Raw genomic sequence first — 16,573 nt, forward strand, 5'->3', positions numbered from 1 at the left:
GAAGTCCTCTCGCCCAATGCCTGACAGGGCTACTGCTGGATGGTAACCTTGCTCAGGCTGAACAGCGTGCCGGTCGGCGTCGGCACGAAGCCGGCGATGTTCTTCTGCTGGGCCGTGTAGCTGTAAGACGTGTAGAGCCAGATCCACGGCGACATTTCCGCGAGGTGCTTCTCGAATTTGCCGAAGATCGCCTTGCGTTTGGCCGGGTCGGTCTCGGCGCGGCCCTGCTGCATCTGGCTGTCCAGCGTGTCGTCGATGTAGTTGGCCACCTTCTGCAGATTGCCGGCCTTGGTCCAGTAGCGGTTGTACATGGTGTAGGGGTCGGCGCGGCCGCCATTGAGCGCGATCGCCATGTCGAAATCACCCTTCAGCCAGGCGTCGACATAGACGTTGAGCTCCATCATCTTGATGTCGAGCTTGACGCCGATTTCGGCGAGCTGCGACTGGATGACCTGCGCCTCCGCCGCCGCCGTCGGCGGCTCGCCGGTGGCGCCGATCACGGTTGCCGAAAAGCCATCGGCAAAGCCGGCCTCTGCCATCAGCTTCTTGGCCTTTTCGACATCGCGCTTGTAGCAGAACAGCTGGCTCGGATCGGTCGCCAGCGCCGGGATGGTCAGCGGTCCCGTGACCTTGCCCTCGCCGAGCGATGCGGTATCCAGCACCTCTTGCCGGTCGATGGCGCAGGAGATCGCCTGGCGCACCTTGAGCTCGGTCATCGGCTTGCGCGACGGGTTGAGCTGCAGCACGTGATAGGCAAGCACCGGCACGCGGTTCAGCTGCAGGCTGGCCTCCTTCGGCACCAGAGTGGCGACCAGCGGGTCGTTGAGCAGCGCGAAATCGATCTGCTTGGTGCGCATGGCGGCAAGGATCGCCGCTTCGTCCGGCAGCACGCTGATCTCGATGCCGTCGACGCCGGTCGCGCCGCCGGCCCAGTCCTTGTTGGCGCTGAGCACCTCCTTAGCGTTGGGATCCCATTTGTCGAGCTTGAACGGGCCCGAGCCGAGCGCCTTGGTGCCGATCGAGCCAGCCTTGATTTCGCTGGCCGGCACGATCGCCGCGTTGACGTCGCTCATCGCCGTCAGGATCGGCACGTCGGGCTGTGACAGGTGGAACACGACAGTTGCCGCATCGGGCGTGTCGATGCCGGCGATCGACAGGAAGTTGGCGCGGGCGGCCGCACCAGTCTTCTCGTCGAGGATGCGCTCGAACGAGGCCTTGACGTCGGCCGAAGTGACGGCGGTGCCGTCCTGGAATTTCGCCTTGGGATCGAGCTTGAAGGTCAGCATCTTGCCGTCCTTGGAGAATTCCCAGGAGGTGGCGATTGCCGGAATGATCTGCAGGCTGGCATCGACGCGCACCAGCGGCTCATAGATCAGTTCCAGGAGCCGCAGCGACGAAAAGGCCGTCTGCTTGTGCGGGTCAAGTCCCGTGGCGTCCTGTGACCAGGCCATGTGCAGCGTCGCGGCATTCGCTTGTGTTGAAACCACGGCCACGCCGAGCATCGCGGCCAGCGTTATGCCCGACAGCAGCTTTCTTGTGAGGTGAACCATTCTCGTCTCCCATTATGATTTGAACTTGATGCCTTGCAGTTTCTACGGACCGCTTCCAAGACACACATGCTTTGGAGTATCGGCCCAGTCTATGCGGCTTCACGCCGTCTTGTCTAAAGCGGCTTCTTGCCGTCTTGTCCCGTGCGGCTTCATGCGGTCCTGTCGCTGATTGCCTTTCGCAGGAATCCTCCTGCCTCGCCGAGGGCGGCCCGTGCCGCCTCGACATCGAAGCCGGTGATCGCCACCAGGATCGCCAGCTTTACATCATTGCCTGACTGGGCGAGCACCTGTTTGGCCCGCTGCGCCGTGCAGCCGGTGGTCTGCATGACGATCCTGATGGCTCTCGCGACCAGCTTCTTGTTGGACGGGTTGAGGTCCACCATCAGATTCTCATAGCTCTTGCCGATGCGGATCATCGAGGCCGTGGTCAGCATGTTGAGCACCAGCTTCTGCGCCGTTCCGGATTTCAGCCGGGTAGAGCCGGTGAGCACTTCCGGGCCGACGACCGGCGAGATGGCGATGTCGGCGATGCCGGCAATGGTCGATGCCGGATTGCAGGACAGGGCAACCGTTGTCGCGCCGACCTGCTTCGCATAATTCAGTCCGCCGATGACGTAAGGCGTGCGCCCGCTGACCGCGATGCCCACCACGACGTCGTCCGGTGTGAGCCTAATCTCCTGCAACGCCCGCGCGCCCATTTTTGGGTCGTCCTCGGCACCTTCCGTCGATCGCACCAAAGCGTCGGGACCACCGGCGATCAGGCCGATCACCATGTCTTCGGGTACGCCGAAAGTGGGCGGGCACTCCGACGCATCGAGAACTCCAAGCCGGCCGCTGGTGCCGGCGCCGATATAGATCAGACGCGCGCCTTTCTGGAAGGCAAGCACGATGCGGTCGACTGCCGCGGCGATTGCCGGCAGCACCTTTTCGACAGCCGCCGGGACAATCCTGTCCTCGTCATTGATCTTGCGCAGCACATCGATGGTCGGCAGCAGGTCGATATCCATCGTCCGCGGGTTGCGGCCTTCGGAAACCAGCAGGTCCAGCTCAGACATCAAACCTTGCTCGGTCATTCCAGTGCTTTCAAAAATTCTGCTGCCGGCGTCCGGCATGGCTCAACGGGCGCCAGGGCACACGGACGTTTGATCCGTCATCACAGTTTTCTTTGTTAACTTTCTAGAATTGGATATTCGTAACGTCAACAGGATAGTGGAATATTTTATTCCTGTCTCCGCTAAGCCTGCCCTGCGCGGAGCGATCTCTTGGCAAGGATGATCGCCCCGGACACGGCGTCGCCGTCGGCGGGCTTCAGGCGGCGCCGAACATCGGGCGAAAGCCAGGGTTCGAGCGGGCTGGCGAGACCGCCCAGCAAGGTCACGCGCGGCGCGCCTTTTTCAAACAGCACCCGCACCAGCGTGTCGATCTGCCCGGCGGCACTCTGCACGATCCGCCGTCCGGCCGGATCGCCCTGATCGGCATGGCGCATCACCATCGGCGCCAGAGCGGCGTAATCCGTGGCGCTGGCGCGGTCCATCCAGGCGACCGCTGCCATCGGGTCACCCTCGAAACGTTGCATCACCTCCGCCAGCAGCGCCGTCCGCTCGTGCCGGCCGTCATGGCCGCGCAACGCCAGTTGCACGGCTTTCAGCCCAAGGTGGGCGCCGCTGCCTTCGTCGGAGATCGGAAAACCGTAGCCGCCGACGCGCAGGTCGCGTCCTTCGACAAAGCCGAGACCGATCGAGCCGGTGCCGGCAATGACGATGGCGCCGTCCTGGCCGGAATGCGCGCCCAGGCAGGCTCCGACGCCGTCGCTGACGAAATCGATGCTGGCGAAGGGGTGGGCGATCGCCCGCAACGCTTCCAGCGCACCCTTGCGGCCGATACCGGCAAGCCCGATGCCGGCGCGAATCCGAGCGGCCTCGGTCGGTCCAAAGCCAGCCTCCTCGATCGCCGCGCCAAAGGCTTTGGCTATGGAGGCCCAGGCCGCGTCGATGCCGAGCCGCGTTGTCGCCGGGCCGGACAGGCCTTGTCCCAGCACGATTCCCTCCGCATCCTCTATGCGAGCCCGGCAGCCGGTGCCGCCGCCGTCGACGCCGAGAAAATAGTATGGGCTGCTCATGCGCTCAGCCGCTCGATATCGGCACCGCATAGACGCAGCTTGCGGTCCAGTTGCTCATAGCCGCGATCGAGATGATAGACGCGGTTGATGATCGTCTCGCCTTCGCTGACCAGCGCGGCAAGCACCAGCGACACCGAAGCGCGCAGGTCGGTGGCCATCACCTGCGCGCCATGCAGCTTCTCGCCCCCGCGCACCAGCGCCATCGTGCCTTGCAGCTTGATGTTGGCGCCGAGCCGCATCAGTTCGGGCACATGCATGAAACGGTTCTCGAAGATGGTTTCACGCAGCAGCGACGCACCCTCGGCACAGCACATCAGCGCCATGAATTGCGCCTGCAGGTCGGTCGGAAACCCCGGATAGGGTTCCGTCGTGAGATCGGCGGCCTTGAGCGGCCGCTCGCGCGACACGATGAGCCCGCGATCGCCGGGCCAGACGCTGACGCCGGTGGCTTCCAGCAATTGCACCACCGAGGCCATATGCTCGAGCCGGGCGTGGGTGAGTTCAAGCTGGCCGCCGGTGATCGCCGCGGCGATGGCATAAGTGCCGGCCTCGATGCGGTCCGGGATGATGTCGTGCCTGGCCGCGTGCCAGCCTGTGTCGCCGGCGATCAGGATGCGGTGCGTGCCGGCGCCCTCGATGCGCGCCCCCATGGCGTTGAGGCAAGCGGCGAGATCGGCCACTTCCGGCTCGCGCGCCGCGTTGAGGATCTCGGTTTCGCCCTTGGCCGCGGCAGCGGCCATCATGGCGGTTTCCGTTGCTCCGACGGACGGCGAACTGAGGACGATGCGCGTCCCGGTCAGACCGTTCGGCGCCGAGGCGACTATCAAGCCGTTCTCGATGGCGATCTTGGCGCCGAGTGCGGCGAGGGCGGCGACATGCATGTCGACCGGCCGCGCACCGATCGCGCAGCCGCCCGGCAGTGAAACCCGGGCATGGCCGAACCGGGCCAGCAACGGCGCCAGCACGAGCACCGTCGCGCGCATTTTGCGCACCGTGTCATAAGACGTTTCCTTCGAAACCGCCGCACTCGTATCGATCGTCGCGGCATGGGCCGATCGCGTCACCTCGGCGCCGTGCAGCCGCACCACGCCCAGCATGTTCTCGACATCGGTCACATCTGGCAGATTGGTCAGTTCGAGTGGGTAGGGGCTGAGAAGGGCGGCCGCGATCTGCGGCAAGGCAGCGTTCTTGGCGCCGGAAATGGTGACCGCGCCTTCCAGTCTTCGTCCGCCGACGATCCGCAATCTGTCCATGGCTGAACCCTTTTGTCACGAAAGCCCGGGCGGCGGTCCGGCCTCTCCGGGGGAGCCGTTCGATTCCCGGCCCTGGCCGGCTCGAGAATTAATTCTGCGTTCTTGGCTGTCAATCGAAATTGGAATATTTTATTCCTTGGAACGCAGAAGCGCACCAGAGGGTTCATGTCCATTCTCAAGAAGATCAACGCGAAGCTCGACGGCATGGCGCCCGGCGATCGCGAGATCGGCCAGTACATCGTCGACAACCCCGACCAGATGCTGCGCCTGTCGACGGCAGCGCTTGCGGCCGAGATCGGCCGCAGCCAGTCGAGCGTCGTCAAGTTCAGCCAGAAGCTCGGCTATGCCAGCTACCAGGAGCTCAAGCTCGCCGTCAGCGAGGCCAAGGCGCAGGACTGGCAGGTGCCGGCCGGCGTCATCCATGGTTCGATCGAGGTCGGCGACACCTATCCGGTCATCCTCAAGAAGCTGATCGGCAGCAAGCTTCTGTCGATGCAGCAGACCGTCGCCGCCAACAGCGAGCGCATCATTTCCCGGACGCTGGAACTGCTGGACGGCGCGCGCCGCATCCATCTGGTCGGTGTCGGCGCCTCCTCGCTGGTGGCGCGCGATTTCTCCTATAAGCTGATGAAGCTCGGCCGCAACGTGCTGCATGACAGCGACAGCCACATCCAGATGGCCAATGCCGCGACGCTCGGGCCTGGCGACGTGCTGTTCGCGCTCTCCTATTCCGGCGCCAGCATCGAAACCTTGCGCATCGCCGAGCTCGCCGCCAAGCGCGGCACGACGGTGATCGCCGTCACCGGCCTGCACGACAATCCGCTGAGCCGGGTCGCCGACATCCGCCTCTACACCATAGCCGATGAGGAGCGTGCGCGCTCCTCATCCATCACCGCGCGCGACGCGCAGCTGACGCTGACCGATCTGTTGTTCATCCTCCTGCTGCAGAAGCAGCCGGACGCCAACGACTATGTGCACAACAGCGAAGCGGCGGTCTCGGTGCTGAAGGCCGAGCGGTCCTCGTAAGCAGCTCAGACGCTTTCGAGATAGGTCTCGATCTCGAAATCGCTGACGTTGAGAGCGAACGTATTCAATTCCTGGCGCTTGCAGGCGATGAAGGAGTCGCGCAGGATCGCCGGGAAAATTTCCGCCACATGCGTCCCGCTTTCGAAGGTGGCGATCGCGGAGGCCCAGTCCGGCGGCAGCTTGGCTGGCGTGGCACCTTGTCCGTCGCTCCCGGTGGTCTCGCCCGGCGACAGCTGCCTTTCGATGCCGATCAGGGCCGCGCCCAATATGGCGGCAAGCACCAGATAGGGGTTGGCGTCCGCTCCCGACACGCGATGCTCGATGCGGCGCGCCCCGGTCGGGCCGCCGGGAATGCGGATCGCCACCATGCGGTTCTCGTAACCCCAGGCGACCGCGGTCGGCGCATAGGAGCGCGGGCGGAGCCTGCGGTAGGAATTGAAGTGCGGTGCGAACACCAGCGTGCTCTCGGCCATCGCCGCCAGCAGCCCGCCGACGGCGTGGCGCATGGTTTCCGAGCCCTGATCCGTACCGTCGTCGAACACATTGCGGCCTTCGGCGTCGACCAGGCTGAAATGGACGTGGAAGCCGTTGCCGGCCCGGTCGCCATAGGGTTTGGCCATGAAGCAGGCGGCAAAGCCGTGCTTGCGGGCAATGCCCTTCACCGTGCGCTTGAACAGCACCGCGTCGTCGGCCGCCCGCAGCGCGTCGGCCACATGGTTCAGATTGATCTCGAACTGGCCGACGCCGTTTTCGGCGATGGCCGTGTCGACGGGAATGCCTTGCGCCCGGCAGGCTTCGTAGACATCGTGGATGAAGGCCTCGAAATCGTCGATCTCGTCGATCGACAGCGCCGCGTCGGAATCAAGACGGCGCCCGGTGACCGGTGAGACAGGCCCGACCGGCCGCTGCGATTGCGGATCGACCAGGTAGAATTCGAGTTCGGTCGCCGCGACCGGGGTCAGGCCGAGCGCCTTGTAGCGGTCGAGGATGCGGGCCAGAGCCCGCCGAGGATCGCCGAGATAGGGCGCGCCGCTTTCGTCGGCAAGCCAGAGCGGGACGAGTGCCGTCGGATGCGCCGTCCAGTCCACGGGCAGGATGCCACGTCCCGTCCATTGGCAGAGCCCATCGGCATCGCCAGTCGAGAAAACCAGACTGTTGCCTTCGATATCCTCGCCCCAGATGTCGAGCCCGATCAGCGAATAGGGCATGCGCAGCTTGCCTTCCAGCGCCTTGCGGGCCTGCTCCACGGGTATGCGTTTTCCCCGCATGACGCCGTTGAGATCGCACACCGCCGCCCTCAGGCTCTGTATGTCGCTTCTGCTTTCAAGCCAGCTCAGAACGTCCGCAATTGCATCGCTCAATTTTAAACCTCTGGTTCGAAGGTGCCCAAGCCCTGCCGGCTGCGCTATCCCTGGTAAAAAGTGCTTGTGAGTTTTAGGAAAGCCTATCCGGCCACTGCCGGATATTTTTCCTTATTTTTTCAAGTCACTAGCTGGGATGTCGGGAGGCATTTCAAAACCAATTGCGCGATCTGCGATCGCAACATAGAGGCTGGAAGGCGGAAAGCCAAGGGGCATTCGGCATGCCTGCTTCGCCGCCGGGCAGGCACGATCGGCCTTTGGGTCGAGCGGCTATCGCCCTCCAATCCTAGCCTCTGGCTCCCGGAAATCTGGCCTGCCGCAGGATATGCGCCGCACCTTCGTCGATGTCGCGCACGATGGCCGCGCGGGCGCGCGCCGCGTCCTGCGCCTCGATCGCGGCAACGACTTCCTCGTGATAATCGATGTCGAGGATGGAGGAGAGATCGTCCTCGAACCCCATGGCGAGGTTCCTCAGGAACGGGCCGACTTGCATCCACACGGTCTCGATCAGGAAGATCATCTGCTCATTGCCGCAATGGCGATAGATCGAGAATTTGAAGGCGTAGTTCTTCCTGAGATAGTCGTCGATATCGCCCTCGCGCGCAGCCAGGGTCAATTCGCTGCTGTGGCGCCGGATCGCTCGCAGATTGTTGCCGTTGATGCGCTTTGTCGCGAGTTCGGTCGCCGAGCCTTCGAGGATCGTGCGCACCGCGGTCAGTTGCGAAAACCGGTCGGCCGAAATGACCGGCACCTCGACGCTGCCGTTCGGCATCGGGCTCAGCGCCCGCAATGCCTGCAGCCGCATGAAGGCGCTGCGCACCGGCATGTCGCTGGTGCCGAGTTCCTTGGCAAGCTTGCGCGACGTCAGCTTCTGGCCGGGCGTGAACTGGCCGGACATCAGCGCCCGCACAAGCTCCAGATAGACCTTCTCATGCAGGGGCACGCTGTCGATGGCGCTCAACCCGAATTGTGTTCTGTCGGCCATTGGCGGGGGCGCTACTTCATTCGTTCTGAAATCTGGCCTGACGACAGCAGCCGCAGATGATCCTGATTGGACCGAGCGTGGCGGACGCCGAAGTCAGCGATATATCGGCGCATGATAGACGCCTCGATCGTTACGCGGCAAGCCGTTAGCAATGCTGCCAAGGGCAGGTCGCGCGGCACGATGCCGGCGCAGGCGGAAGTCGCGTAGCGGTCTGCAATATCGCGATCACAAATCTTGACCTTGCACGCACTTGCACGTCCGGCCGCTCTCTGGCTTTTTGGGGCACCCATCCGAACGGACTGATTCGCGTCATGCCGCTCGATTGCAATGTCATGCAGACAGTCTGCTCGTGGGTCGTGAAGCGCGCGCAATTGACGAAGGAGAAGCAGGCATGGCCGAGTTCAAGAAGCCGGAAATCTCCGAGATGAGACCCAAGATCACCGTTATCGGCGTCGGCGGCGGTGGCGGCAACGCCATCAACAACATGATCGCGGAGCAGCTTCAGGGAACCGAATTCATCGCCGCCAACACCGATGCCCAGGCGTTGACCATGTCGAAGGCGACGCGGCTGATCCAGCTTGGCGCGCACGTCACGGAGGGCCTTGGCGCCGGCTCGCTGCCCGAGATCGGCCGTGCCGCCGCCGAGGAATCGCTTGACGAGATCATGGACCATCTGGCCGGCACGCATATGTGTTTCGTCACCGCCGGCATGGGCGGCGGCACGGGAACCGGCGCTGCTCCGGTCATCGCGCAGGCGGCGCGCAAGGCCGGCATCCTGACGGTGGGCGTCGTCACCAAGCCTTTCACCTTCGAGGGCAGGCGCCGCATGCAGATGGCCGAGGAAGGTATCGAGCGGCTGCGCGAGGCCGCCGACACCGTGATCGTCATCCCGAACCAGAACCTGTTCCGCATCGCCGATGCCAAGACCACCTTCGCCGATGCCTTCGTCATCGCCGACCGGGTGCTCTATTCCGGCGTCAGCTGCATCACCGATCTCATCGTCAAGGAAGGCTTGATCAATCTCGACTTCGCCGACGTCAAATCGGTCATGCGCGGCATGGGCCGCGCCATGATGGGGACCGGCGAGGCGTCGGGCGAAAGCCGGGCGATGAAGGCGGCGGAAGCCGCGATCGCCAACCCGCTGCTCGACGAAGTGTCGATGAAGGGCGCCAAGGGCGTGCTGGTCTCGATATCAGGCGGCCGCGACATGACCCTGTTCGAGGTCGACGAGGCCGCCACCCGCATCCGCGAGGAGGTCTACGAGGACGCCGACATCATCGTCGGCGCCATCTTCGACAAGAGCATGGAAGGCCGCTTCAGGGTTTCCGTCGTAGCAACCGGTCTCGATAGGGCGATCGGCGATGCCGATGCCGGCATCGCGCATGACCATTCCATGCCGTCCGCCGCACGGATCTTGCAGTAGACTTTTCTCTTCGAATTGACTGAGCCTCGGGCGGGGGGCCTGCGGAATGACGCAGGCGCGCCGCAATCGCTTGCGCTCCCCATTTGGACAAGGCGGCCATCCCTGATCGAAATTTAAAACGTTTGCATTTTTGCAAAAGGCAATTACAAACGTTTCAAACTCGCCTGAGGGAGGATCGATGACCACCCGCGTCATCACGCTGAAGGAGCTTGCGGCAAGCCTCGACCTGTCGATCACGACGGTGTCGCGCGCGCTTGCCGGCCATGAGCAGATCGCGCTGAAGACGCGTGAGCGCGTCGTGCAGGCGGCGCGCCAGGCCGGCTATGTGCCCAACACCGCGGCGCGCACGCTTGTCTCCGGCCGCAGCGGCTTCGTCGGCCTCGTCCTGCCGATACGCGGCCCCAATCTTGTCGATTCCTTCCTCGGCGAATTCGTCACCGGGCTCGGCGAAGGGCTGGTGTCTCATGGCGCCGACCTCATCCTGGCCACGGCCGCACTTGGCCATTCCGAACTGTCGGTGCTCCGCCACGTCGTCGAATCCGGGCGCGCGGATGGCGTCGTCGTCACCCGCATCGCCGAGACCGACGAGCGCCTTGCCTATCTGCGCGAGCGTGGCTTTCCGTTTGTCGCTCACGGCCGGCTGCTCGACAGCGACTTTGGCTACAACTGGCTCGACACCGACGGCGCGCACGCCTTCGGCGAAGCCTTCGACATGCTCTATGATCTCGGCCACCGCCATTTCGGCCTGGTGACGATCTCGGAGGCGATGACCTTTCGCCATCTCAGGCAGGACGGCCTCGCAGCGGCCATCGCCCGGCGGGGCGACCCCTCGGTGCGGCTCGACGTGGTCACCGCGCCGCGCTTCGACCAGGAGGCGCGCATCGAGGCCGTCAACCGGATTCTGCGAGGCCCCGACAGGCCGACGGCCATCGTCGCTTTGTTCGACGAACTGGCGCTGACCGTTATGGAGGAAGCTGCCCGTGCCGGGCTCAGCGTGCCGCGCGACCTGTCCGTCATCGGTTTCGACAACATCGCTGCGTCGGCCTATGCGCCGCCGGGCCTGACCACTTTCGATGCCTCGATCCGGCAATGCGCGCGCGAGATCGCCGACATGCTGCTCACTGTCATCGCCGAAAAGCCCGGCAAGCCGCTGACGCGGCTGATCCGGCCGACACTGGTTGCGCGGGCAAGCCATGGACCGGCGCCACGGACAAGAAGCTGACGCCGCAATGCCGGCGCATATCCAGGGAGGAAGACCATGATGAGAGCATTGAAGATATTGGCAGGCGCGGCGCTGGCGCTGTCGGTCGCCGGTGGTGCGCAAGCCCAGCAGGTGCTGTTCTGGTCGACGCAGGCGCGGCCGGTCGAAGAGACGCAGAAGATGCGCGACGAGGTGCTCAAGGGCTTTGAAGGCGCGGTCGACTATCAGGTTGCCGAGGACGGTCCCTGGCTCACCCGCCTGCAGGCGGAATTGCAAGCCGGCTCCGGCACGATCGGCCTGCTTGGCGGCCTGCACGGCGATTTCTCCACCGTCGGCGCCAACCTTGTCGACCTGTCGGCTGTCGATGTCGGCGGGGTCAAAGTCAACGAGGCCTACAAAAAACTAGGCATGCTCGGCACCGGCGAGCAGAAATACATGCCCTGGATGCAGGCCACCTATCTGATGGCGGCCAACAAGCAGGCGCTGCAATATCTGCCGGCCGGCACCGATCTCAACACCATCACCTATGACCAGTTGATCGAATGGTCGAAGACCATCGCCGAGAAGACCGGTTCGCCGAAATTCGGTTTTCCGGCCGGCCCCAAGGGGCTGAAGCATCGCTTCTTCGAGGGCTTTCTCTATCCGTCCTACACCGGTTCGATGGTCACGAAATTCCGTTCCGCCGAGGCCGAGACGGCGTGGAACAAGTTCAAGGAATTGTGGCAGTACACCAACCCGAACTCGACCAATTACGCCTTTATGCAGGAGCCGCTGCTTTCGGGCGAAGTGTGGGTGGCGTTCGACCATGTCGCGCGTCTCGCCGATGCCTTCAACAAGAAGCCGGATGACTTCGTCGCCTTCCCGGCGCCGGCAGGCCCTGCAGGCCGTGGCTTCATGCCTGTCGTGGCCGGCGTCGCCATTCCGAAGACCTCGCCGGACCAGGAGAAAGCCAAGGCGCTGGTCGCCTATATGCTGAAGCCGGAAACCCAGATCGCGACGCTCAAGGCGACCAATTTCTTCCCCGTCGTCGACGTCAAGCTGCCCGACGACATGCCTGCCTCGGTGAAGGCGTTCGGCCCGGCCATCGCCACCATGACCAGTGCTCCCGATGCACTGCCGGCGCTGCTGCCGATGGGGCTCGGCGATCTCGGCGGCAAGTTCAACCAGGTCTATACCGACTCCTTCGAGCGCATCGTGCTCGGCGGTGAGGACGTGCACGGCGTGCTCGAACAGCAGGCGGCGGCCCTCAAGGCGATCATCGACCAGGCGAAGGCGCCATGCTGGGCGCCCGACAAGCCATCCGAAGGCGCTTGCCCGGTGGAATAGGCCGATCATGATCCCGAACCGAAGGACCGCGTCAGCGAAAAGGGGGAAGCCGGTTTTCGGAAGAGATCGTGGTCGAACGATAAGACATCCTCCCGAGGGGGCGCCTGGAGTTTGTTGCACTCCGGGCGCCCAGACCGCACCGCTTGGCCGCGGCTTCAAAGGACACCACAAATGCACGGCAAGGCTCTGCCCTATCTGCTGTTGATGCCGGCGACCTTGTTCCTGTGCATCTTCTTCCTCTACCCGTTCGCACTGGTTGCCTTCGAGGCGGTGACCCGCGACGGCGCTTTCACTTTTGACAATTTCCGAACCATGGCCGGCAGCTGGAAATTCCCGGTCACGGTCCGCAACACGCTGCTGCTTGCCGCGATCGTCGTGCCGATCCAGCTCACCATGGCCTTGCTGATGGCAAGCGTTGTGTCGCGGCTGGAGACCGGGCGCAGTGCCGCACTTTACGTCTTCGCCATCCCGCTCGGCATTTCCGACCTCGCCGCCGGGCTGATCTGGCTCGCCATCTTCGACCAGTCCGGCTTCCTCAACACGCTGCTTTCGAGCCTCGGTGTCGTCGACAGGCCGGTCATGTTCCTCGGCTACCAGAGCAAGCTGACCATCTTCATCGCCGTGGCGCTGGCCGAGATCTGGCGGGCCACTGCGATCATGATGGTCATCCTCGTTGCCGGCATGGGCCTGATCCCCAAGGAGTATTACGAGGCGGCCGAGGTGTTCGGGGCAAGTCCGTGGCAGCGCTTTGTGCGCATCACGCTGCCGCTGCTGCGCCCCTCGCTGCAGACGGCGATCATCCTGCGCGTCATCCTCGCCTTCGAGGTCTTCGCCGTGGTCGCGGCACTCGGCGGCACCAATCTGCCGGTGCTGATGGGCGAAACCTACAACTGGCAATTCACGTTGCAGGATCGCAATGTCGCCGCCGCCTCGGCGCTGCTCATCCTCGCCATCTCGATCGGCTTCACGCTGTTTTTCCTCAGGGTGCTGCGTGTTCCCAAGGAGGCACGGATATGAGCGTTGCCACCGAAACGCCGGTCGCCGGGATCGCCGACGCGCACAAGGCCGGCGACTGGCTGCTGATCGCCACCGCCGTCCTCCTTTGCGTCTGGGTGCTGCTGCCGATCTATCTCTTGATCGTCAATGCGCTGTCGTCGCCCGATCAGGTGACTGCTTTCCCCAAGCGCTTCTTTCCGTCCTTCGATCTCGGCAGCCTTTCGTTCTTCATCAATTTCGCCGGCGTTGCCCGGGCGCTGTGGAATTCGGTGATCGTCGCCACGCTGACAATGATCCTGGCCATCGGCTTCGGCGCGCCGGCCGGTTACGCGCTGTCGCGTTTCGATTTTCCGGGGAAGGGCACGTTCCGTTTCCTGGTGCTGATGACCCGCGCCTTCCCGCTGCCGCTTCTGGCGCTGCCGCTGGCGGTGATGTTCATCCGCACCGGCCTCGACGATACCGCCATCGGGCTGGCGCTCGTGCACACCACTCTGGCACTGCCCTTTGCCGTGCTGATCACCTTCTCGTTGTTTTCTTGCATTCCCGTCGAGCTGGAGGAAGCAGCCTGGACGCTCGGCTGCACGCGCTGGCAGGCGTTTCGCAAGGTGATCCTGCCGCTGGCGCTGCCCGGCATCGCCGCGTCGGCGGTGTTTGCCTTCACCATCTCCTGGAACGAGGTGTTCGCGGCTGCCGTGCTCACGATCGAAAACCGCACGCTGACCGCCTTCCTCCTGCAGAGCCTTGGCGAGTCGCCGCTCTATCTCAAATTCGCCGGCGGGGCGGCGCTGGTCGTGCCGGCGCTGATCTTCATTTTCGCCGTCCGCAAATACCTTTTCGCCATGTGGGGGATCGCCAACCGATGACGCGTTACACGGAGACAGCCCATGGCTGAAATCGCAATCAAGGGCGTGGCCAAGCGCTTCGGCGGCTTCACCGCGCTGCACCAGGTCGACCTCACAATAGCGGACCAGGAATTCATGGTGCTGCTCGGCGCATCGGGCTGCGGCAAGACCACGCTGCTTCGGATCGTCGCCGGGCTGGAACGCCCAAGCCAGGGCGAGGTCTGGATCGGCGGGCGCCGCGTCGACCATCTGCCGCCGCGTGAGCGCGGCATCGCCATGGTGTTCCAGAACTATGCCGTCTTCCCGCATCTGTCCGTGTTCGAGAACATCGCCTTCGGCCTGCGCATGAAGAAATTGCCGCAGCAGGAGGTCGAGCGCCGCGTCAACCGCACCGCCGAACTCATGCATATCGAGCAATTGCTGAAACGCTATTCCGGTCAGTTGTCCGGCGGCCAACGCCAGCGTGTCGCGGTCGCCCGCGCGCTCGCCATGGAGCCCGACGTCATCCTGATGGACGAGCCGCTGTCGAACCTCGACGCGCTGCTGCGGCTGGAAATGCGCGCCGAACTCAAGGGCGTGCTCGCCGCGTCGAAGACCACCACCATCTATGTCACCCACGACCAGGTCGAGGCAATGAGCCTTGCCGACCGCATCGCCGTCATGCATCAGGGCCGCATCGTCCAGTCGGCCTCGCCGGTCGAGGTCTACCGCAATCCGGCCGCGCGTTTCGTCGGCTCCTTCATCGGCAATCCGCCGATGAATTTTATCCCGGCGACCAAGGCCGAGAACGGCAGTTGGACCGTTGCCGGACTGACGCTGTCGGGCCCGAAGTCGGACAAGCCAAGAATAGAATTCGCCATCCGTCCCGAGGATGTCGATGCGGGCGGCGAGGGCTTGCGCGCCACGGTGCGCGTCATCGAGCCGCTCGGGCCGCACACGCTGGTCACCTGCGATGTCGAGGGCGGCCTGTTCCGGGCCATCCTGGACTCCAACGCCAGCGTTCAGGTCGGCGACGACCTGCGCCTGGCTCCCAAACCCGACCGCATCCGCTGGTTCGATCCCGAAACCACCAATGCCCTTTGACGCCGAAAGCCCTGGAACGCCCATGACTGTTTCCGCCACCAATGACATCATCGCTCGCGCCGTCGAGGTGCTCAGGGAGAACGACCAGGGCGCCTACACCATTCCGACAAAAGGCCTCTATCCCTTCCAATGGAACTGGGATTCCTGCCTGACCGCGCTCGGCCTTGCCCATTACGACGAGGCGCGCGCCTGGACCGAAATGGAGACCTTGTTCGCCCATCAGTGGCCGGACGGCATGGTGCCGCACATCGTCTTCCATGTCTGGAACGACGGCTATTTTCCCGGCCCCGAGATCTGGCGGACTGGCCGTCCGACGGCGACGTCCGGCATCACCCAGCCGGCGGTCGCCGGCTTTGCCGCGCGCCGGCTGTTCGACCGGGCGAACGACAAGAAACTGGCTGTGGAGCGAGCCCGCGCATTGCTGCCGAAAATCGATGCCTGGCACCACTGGTTCTACGAGAACCGTGATCCCAAGGGGGAGGGGCTGGTCGCCATCATCCATCCCTGGGAATCCGGCCGCGACAATTCCATCGACTGGGACGAGGCTTTCGAACGTGTGCCGACCGAAGGCGTCGAGCCTTATACGCGCCGCGACACCTTGCACGCCGACCCGGCGCATCGGCCGACGCGCGAGCAGTATGACCGCTACATCTGGCTGGTGCAGCATTTTCGCGCACTTGGCTGGGACAATGCCAGGCTGCATGACGCCTCGCCCTTCCAGGTCGTCGATCCCGGCTTCAACGCCATCCTGATCCGCGCTGCGACCGATCTTGCCGATCTCGCCGAGGCGCTCGGCGAAACCGAGATTGCCGCCGCCAACCGTGCCCGCGCGAAAAAGGGCCTGGCTGCCATGGAGCGGCTGTGGAGCGACCTGCACGGCCAGTATCTCTGCCTCGACCGCATCACCGGCGAACTGATCGACAGCGCGTCGGTCGGCGGCATCCTTCCGGCTTTCGCGGCCATCCCCAAGCCTCGTGCTGCCGCGATCGCCGCGAACGTCGAACGGCTTGCCGGCAAGGCACGCTATGTCGTGCCGTCGCATGATCCTGTCGATCCGCGCTACGACGCCAAGCGCTATTGGCGCGGTCCGGTCTGGCTGGTGGTCAACTACATGATATCAGATGGGCTTACCGCCGCCGGCCACGGCGAGGTGGCGCAACGCATCACGCAGTCCAGCCTCGATTTGATACGGGAAAGCGGCTTTGCCGAATATTACGACCCGCACACCGGCGAGCCGCTCGGCGGCGGCCGCTTCACCTGGACGGCGGCAATGGTGATAGAGTTTCTGCGCAACGCCAGTTGAGTGCTTGCAGCCCGCTGTCTCGACCTCTATCCCTCTGTTGCTACAAGAATCCGTCATATCGGGCCATCTATACTGGCGACCGGAATTCGTTCGAGCGACGAGAGG

General features: G+C 64.1%; 14 protein-coding genes. 8 read left to right on the forward strand and 6 right to left on the reverse strand.

Features of this window, described 5'->3' with window-relative positions; translation table 11 throughout:
• Positions 1-29: 29 nt before the first annotated feature.
• The 4 genes from QQK95_RS06415 to murA form a co-directional block, all read right to left on the reverse strand.
• Positions 30-1,550 (reverse strand): ABC transporter substrate-binding protein, encoded by a 1,521-nt coding sequence (locus QQK95_RS06415; RefSeq protein ID WP_284269983.1) that lies wholly within the window; start codon positions 1,548-1,550, stop codon positions 30-32.
• Positions 1,551-1,699: 149 nt separating this feature from the next.
• Positions 1,700-2,623 (reverse strand): N-acetylmuramic acid 6-phosphate etherase, encoded by a 924-nt coding sequence (gene murQ, locus QQK95_RS06420; RefSeq protein WP_284269985.1) that lies wholly within the window; start codon positions 2,621-2,623, stop codon positions 1,700-1,702.
• 161 nt (positions 2,624-2,784) lie between these two features.
• Positions 2,785-3,669, reverse strand: coding sequence for a glucosamine kinase nucleotide-binding domain-containing protein (locus QQK95_RS06425; protein WP_284269987.1), 885 nt, complete (start codon positions 3,667-3,669; stop codon positions 2,785-2,787).
• A complete protein-coding gene (gene murA, locus QQK95_RS06430) occupies positions 3,666-4,922 on the reverse strand; it encodes a UDP-N-acetylglucosamine 1-carboxyvinyltransferase (RefSeq protein ID WP_284269989.1) in 1,257 nt (418 codons plus the stop codon). The genes QQK95_RS06425 and murA overlap by 4 nt, the downstream gene beginning before the upstream one ends.
• A 165-nt stretch (positions 4,923-5,087) precedes the next feature.
• On the opposite strand from murA, the gene QQK95_RS06435 reads away from it, so the two are divergent.
• Positions 5,088-5,948 carry a MurR/RpiR family transcriptional regulator gene (locus tag QQK95_RS06435; protein ID WP_284269990.1) on the forward strand — a complete coding sequence of 287 codons (861 nt, stop codon included), beginning with the start codon at positions 5,088-5,090 and terminating at the stop codon, positions 5,946-5,948.
• A gap of 5 nt (positions 5,949-5,953) precedes the next feature.
• Here the strand turns inward: QQK95_RS06435 and QQK95_RS06440 are convergent, their stop codons facing one another.
• Complete coding sequence (locus QQK95_RS06440) at positions 5,954-7,309, reverse strand: glutamine synthetase family protein (protein ID WP_284269992.1); 1,356 nt, start codon at positions 7,307-7,309, stop codon at positions 5,954-5,956.
• 286 nt (positions 7,310-7,595) lie between these two features.
• Positions 7,596-8,294 (reverse strand): GntR family transcriptional regulator, encoded by a 699-nt coding sequence (locus QQK95_RS06445; protein ID WP_284269994.1) that lies wholly within the window; start codon positions 8,292-8,294, stop codon positions 7,596-7,598.
• A gap of 391 nt (positions 8,295-8,685) precedes the next feature.
• On the opposite strand from QQK95_RS06445, the gene ftsZ reads away from it, so the two are divergent.
• The 7 genes from ftsZ (at position 8,686) to QQK95_RS06480 (ending at position 16,468) form a co-directional block, all read left to right on the forward strand.
• The gene (gene ftsZ, locus QQK95_RS06450; RefSeq protein WP_010914708.1) at positions 8,686-9,717 is read left to right on the forward strand and encodes a cell division protein FtsZ; all 1,032 of its coding nucleotides are present in this window, start codon (positions 8,686-8,688) and stop codon (positions 9,715-9,717) included.
• A gap of 178 nt (positions 9,718-9,895) precedes the next feature.
• Entirely contained in the window at positions 9,896-10,939 is a 1,044-nt protein-coding gene (locus QQK95_RS06455; protein WP_284270010.1) for a substrate-binding domain-containing protein, read from the forward strand.
• Between the two features lie 36 nt (positions 10,940-10,975).
• Positions 10,976-12,244: an ABC transporter substrate-binding protein gene (locus tag QQK95_RS06460; RefSeq protein WP_284270012.1), complete on the forward strand. Its 1,269-nt coding sequence runs from the start codon at positions 10,976-10,978 to the stop codon at positions 12,242-12,244.
• Positions 12,245-12,415: 171 nt separating this feature from the next.
• Positions 12,416-13,261 (forward strand): carbohydrate ABC transporter permease, encoded by an 846-nt coding sequence (locus QQK95_RS06465; protein ID WP_284270014.1) that lies wholly within the window; start codon positions 12,416-12,418, stop codon positions 13,259-13,261.
• Positions 13,258-14,103 (forward strand): carbohydrate ABC transporter permease, encoded by an 846-nt coding sequence (locus QQK95_RS06470; protein WP_284270017.1) that lies wholly within the window; start codon positions 13,258-13,260, stop codon positions 14,101-14,103. The genes QQK95_RS06465 and QQK95_RS06470 overlap by 4 nt, the downstream gene beginning before the upstream one ends.
• A 21-nt stretch (positions 14,104-14,124) precedes the next feature.
• Positions 14,125-15,165 carry an ABC transporter ATP-binding protein gene (locus tag QQK95_RS06475; RefSeq protein ID WP_284270042.1) on the forward strand — a complete coding sequence of 347 codons (1,041 nt, stop codon included), beginning with the start codon at positions 14,125-14,127 and terminating at the stop codon, positions 15,163-15,165.
• Between the two features lie 22 nt (positions 15,166-15,187).
• Entirely contained in the window at positions 15,188-16,468 is a 1,281-nt protein-coding gene (locus QQK95_RS06480) for an amylo-alpha-1,6-glucosidase (RefSeq protein ID WP_284270044.1), read from the forward strand.
• Positions 16,469-16,573: the final 105 nt, after the last annotated feature.

Origin of the sequence: Mesorhizobium huakuii, assembly GCF_030160235.1 — a bacterium.
GTDB classification, from domain to species: domain Bacteria; phylum Pseudomonadota; class Alphaproteobacteria; order Rhizobiales; family Rhizobiaceae; genus Mesorhizobium; species Mesorhizobium huakuii.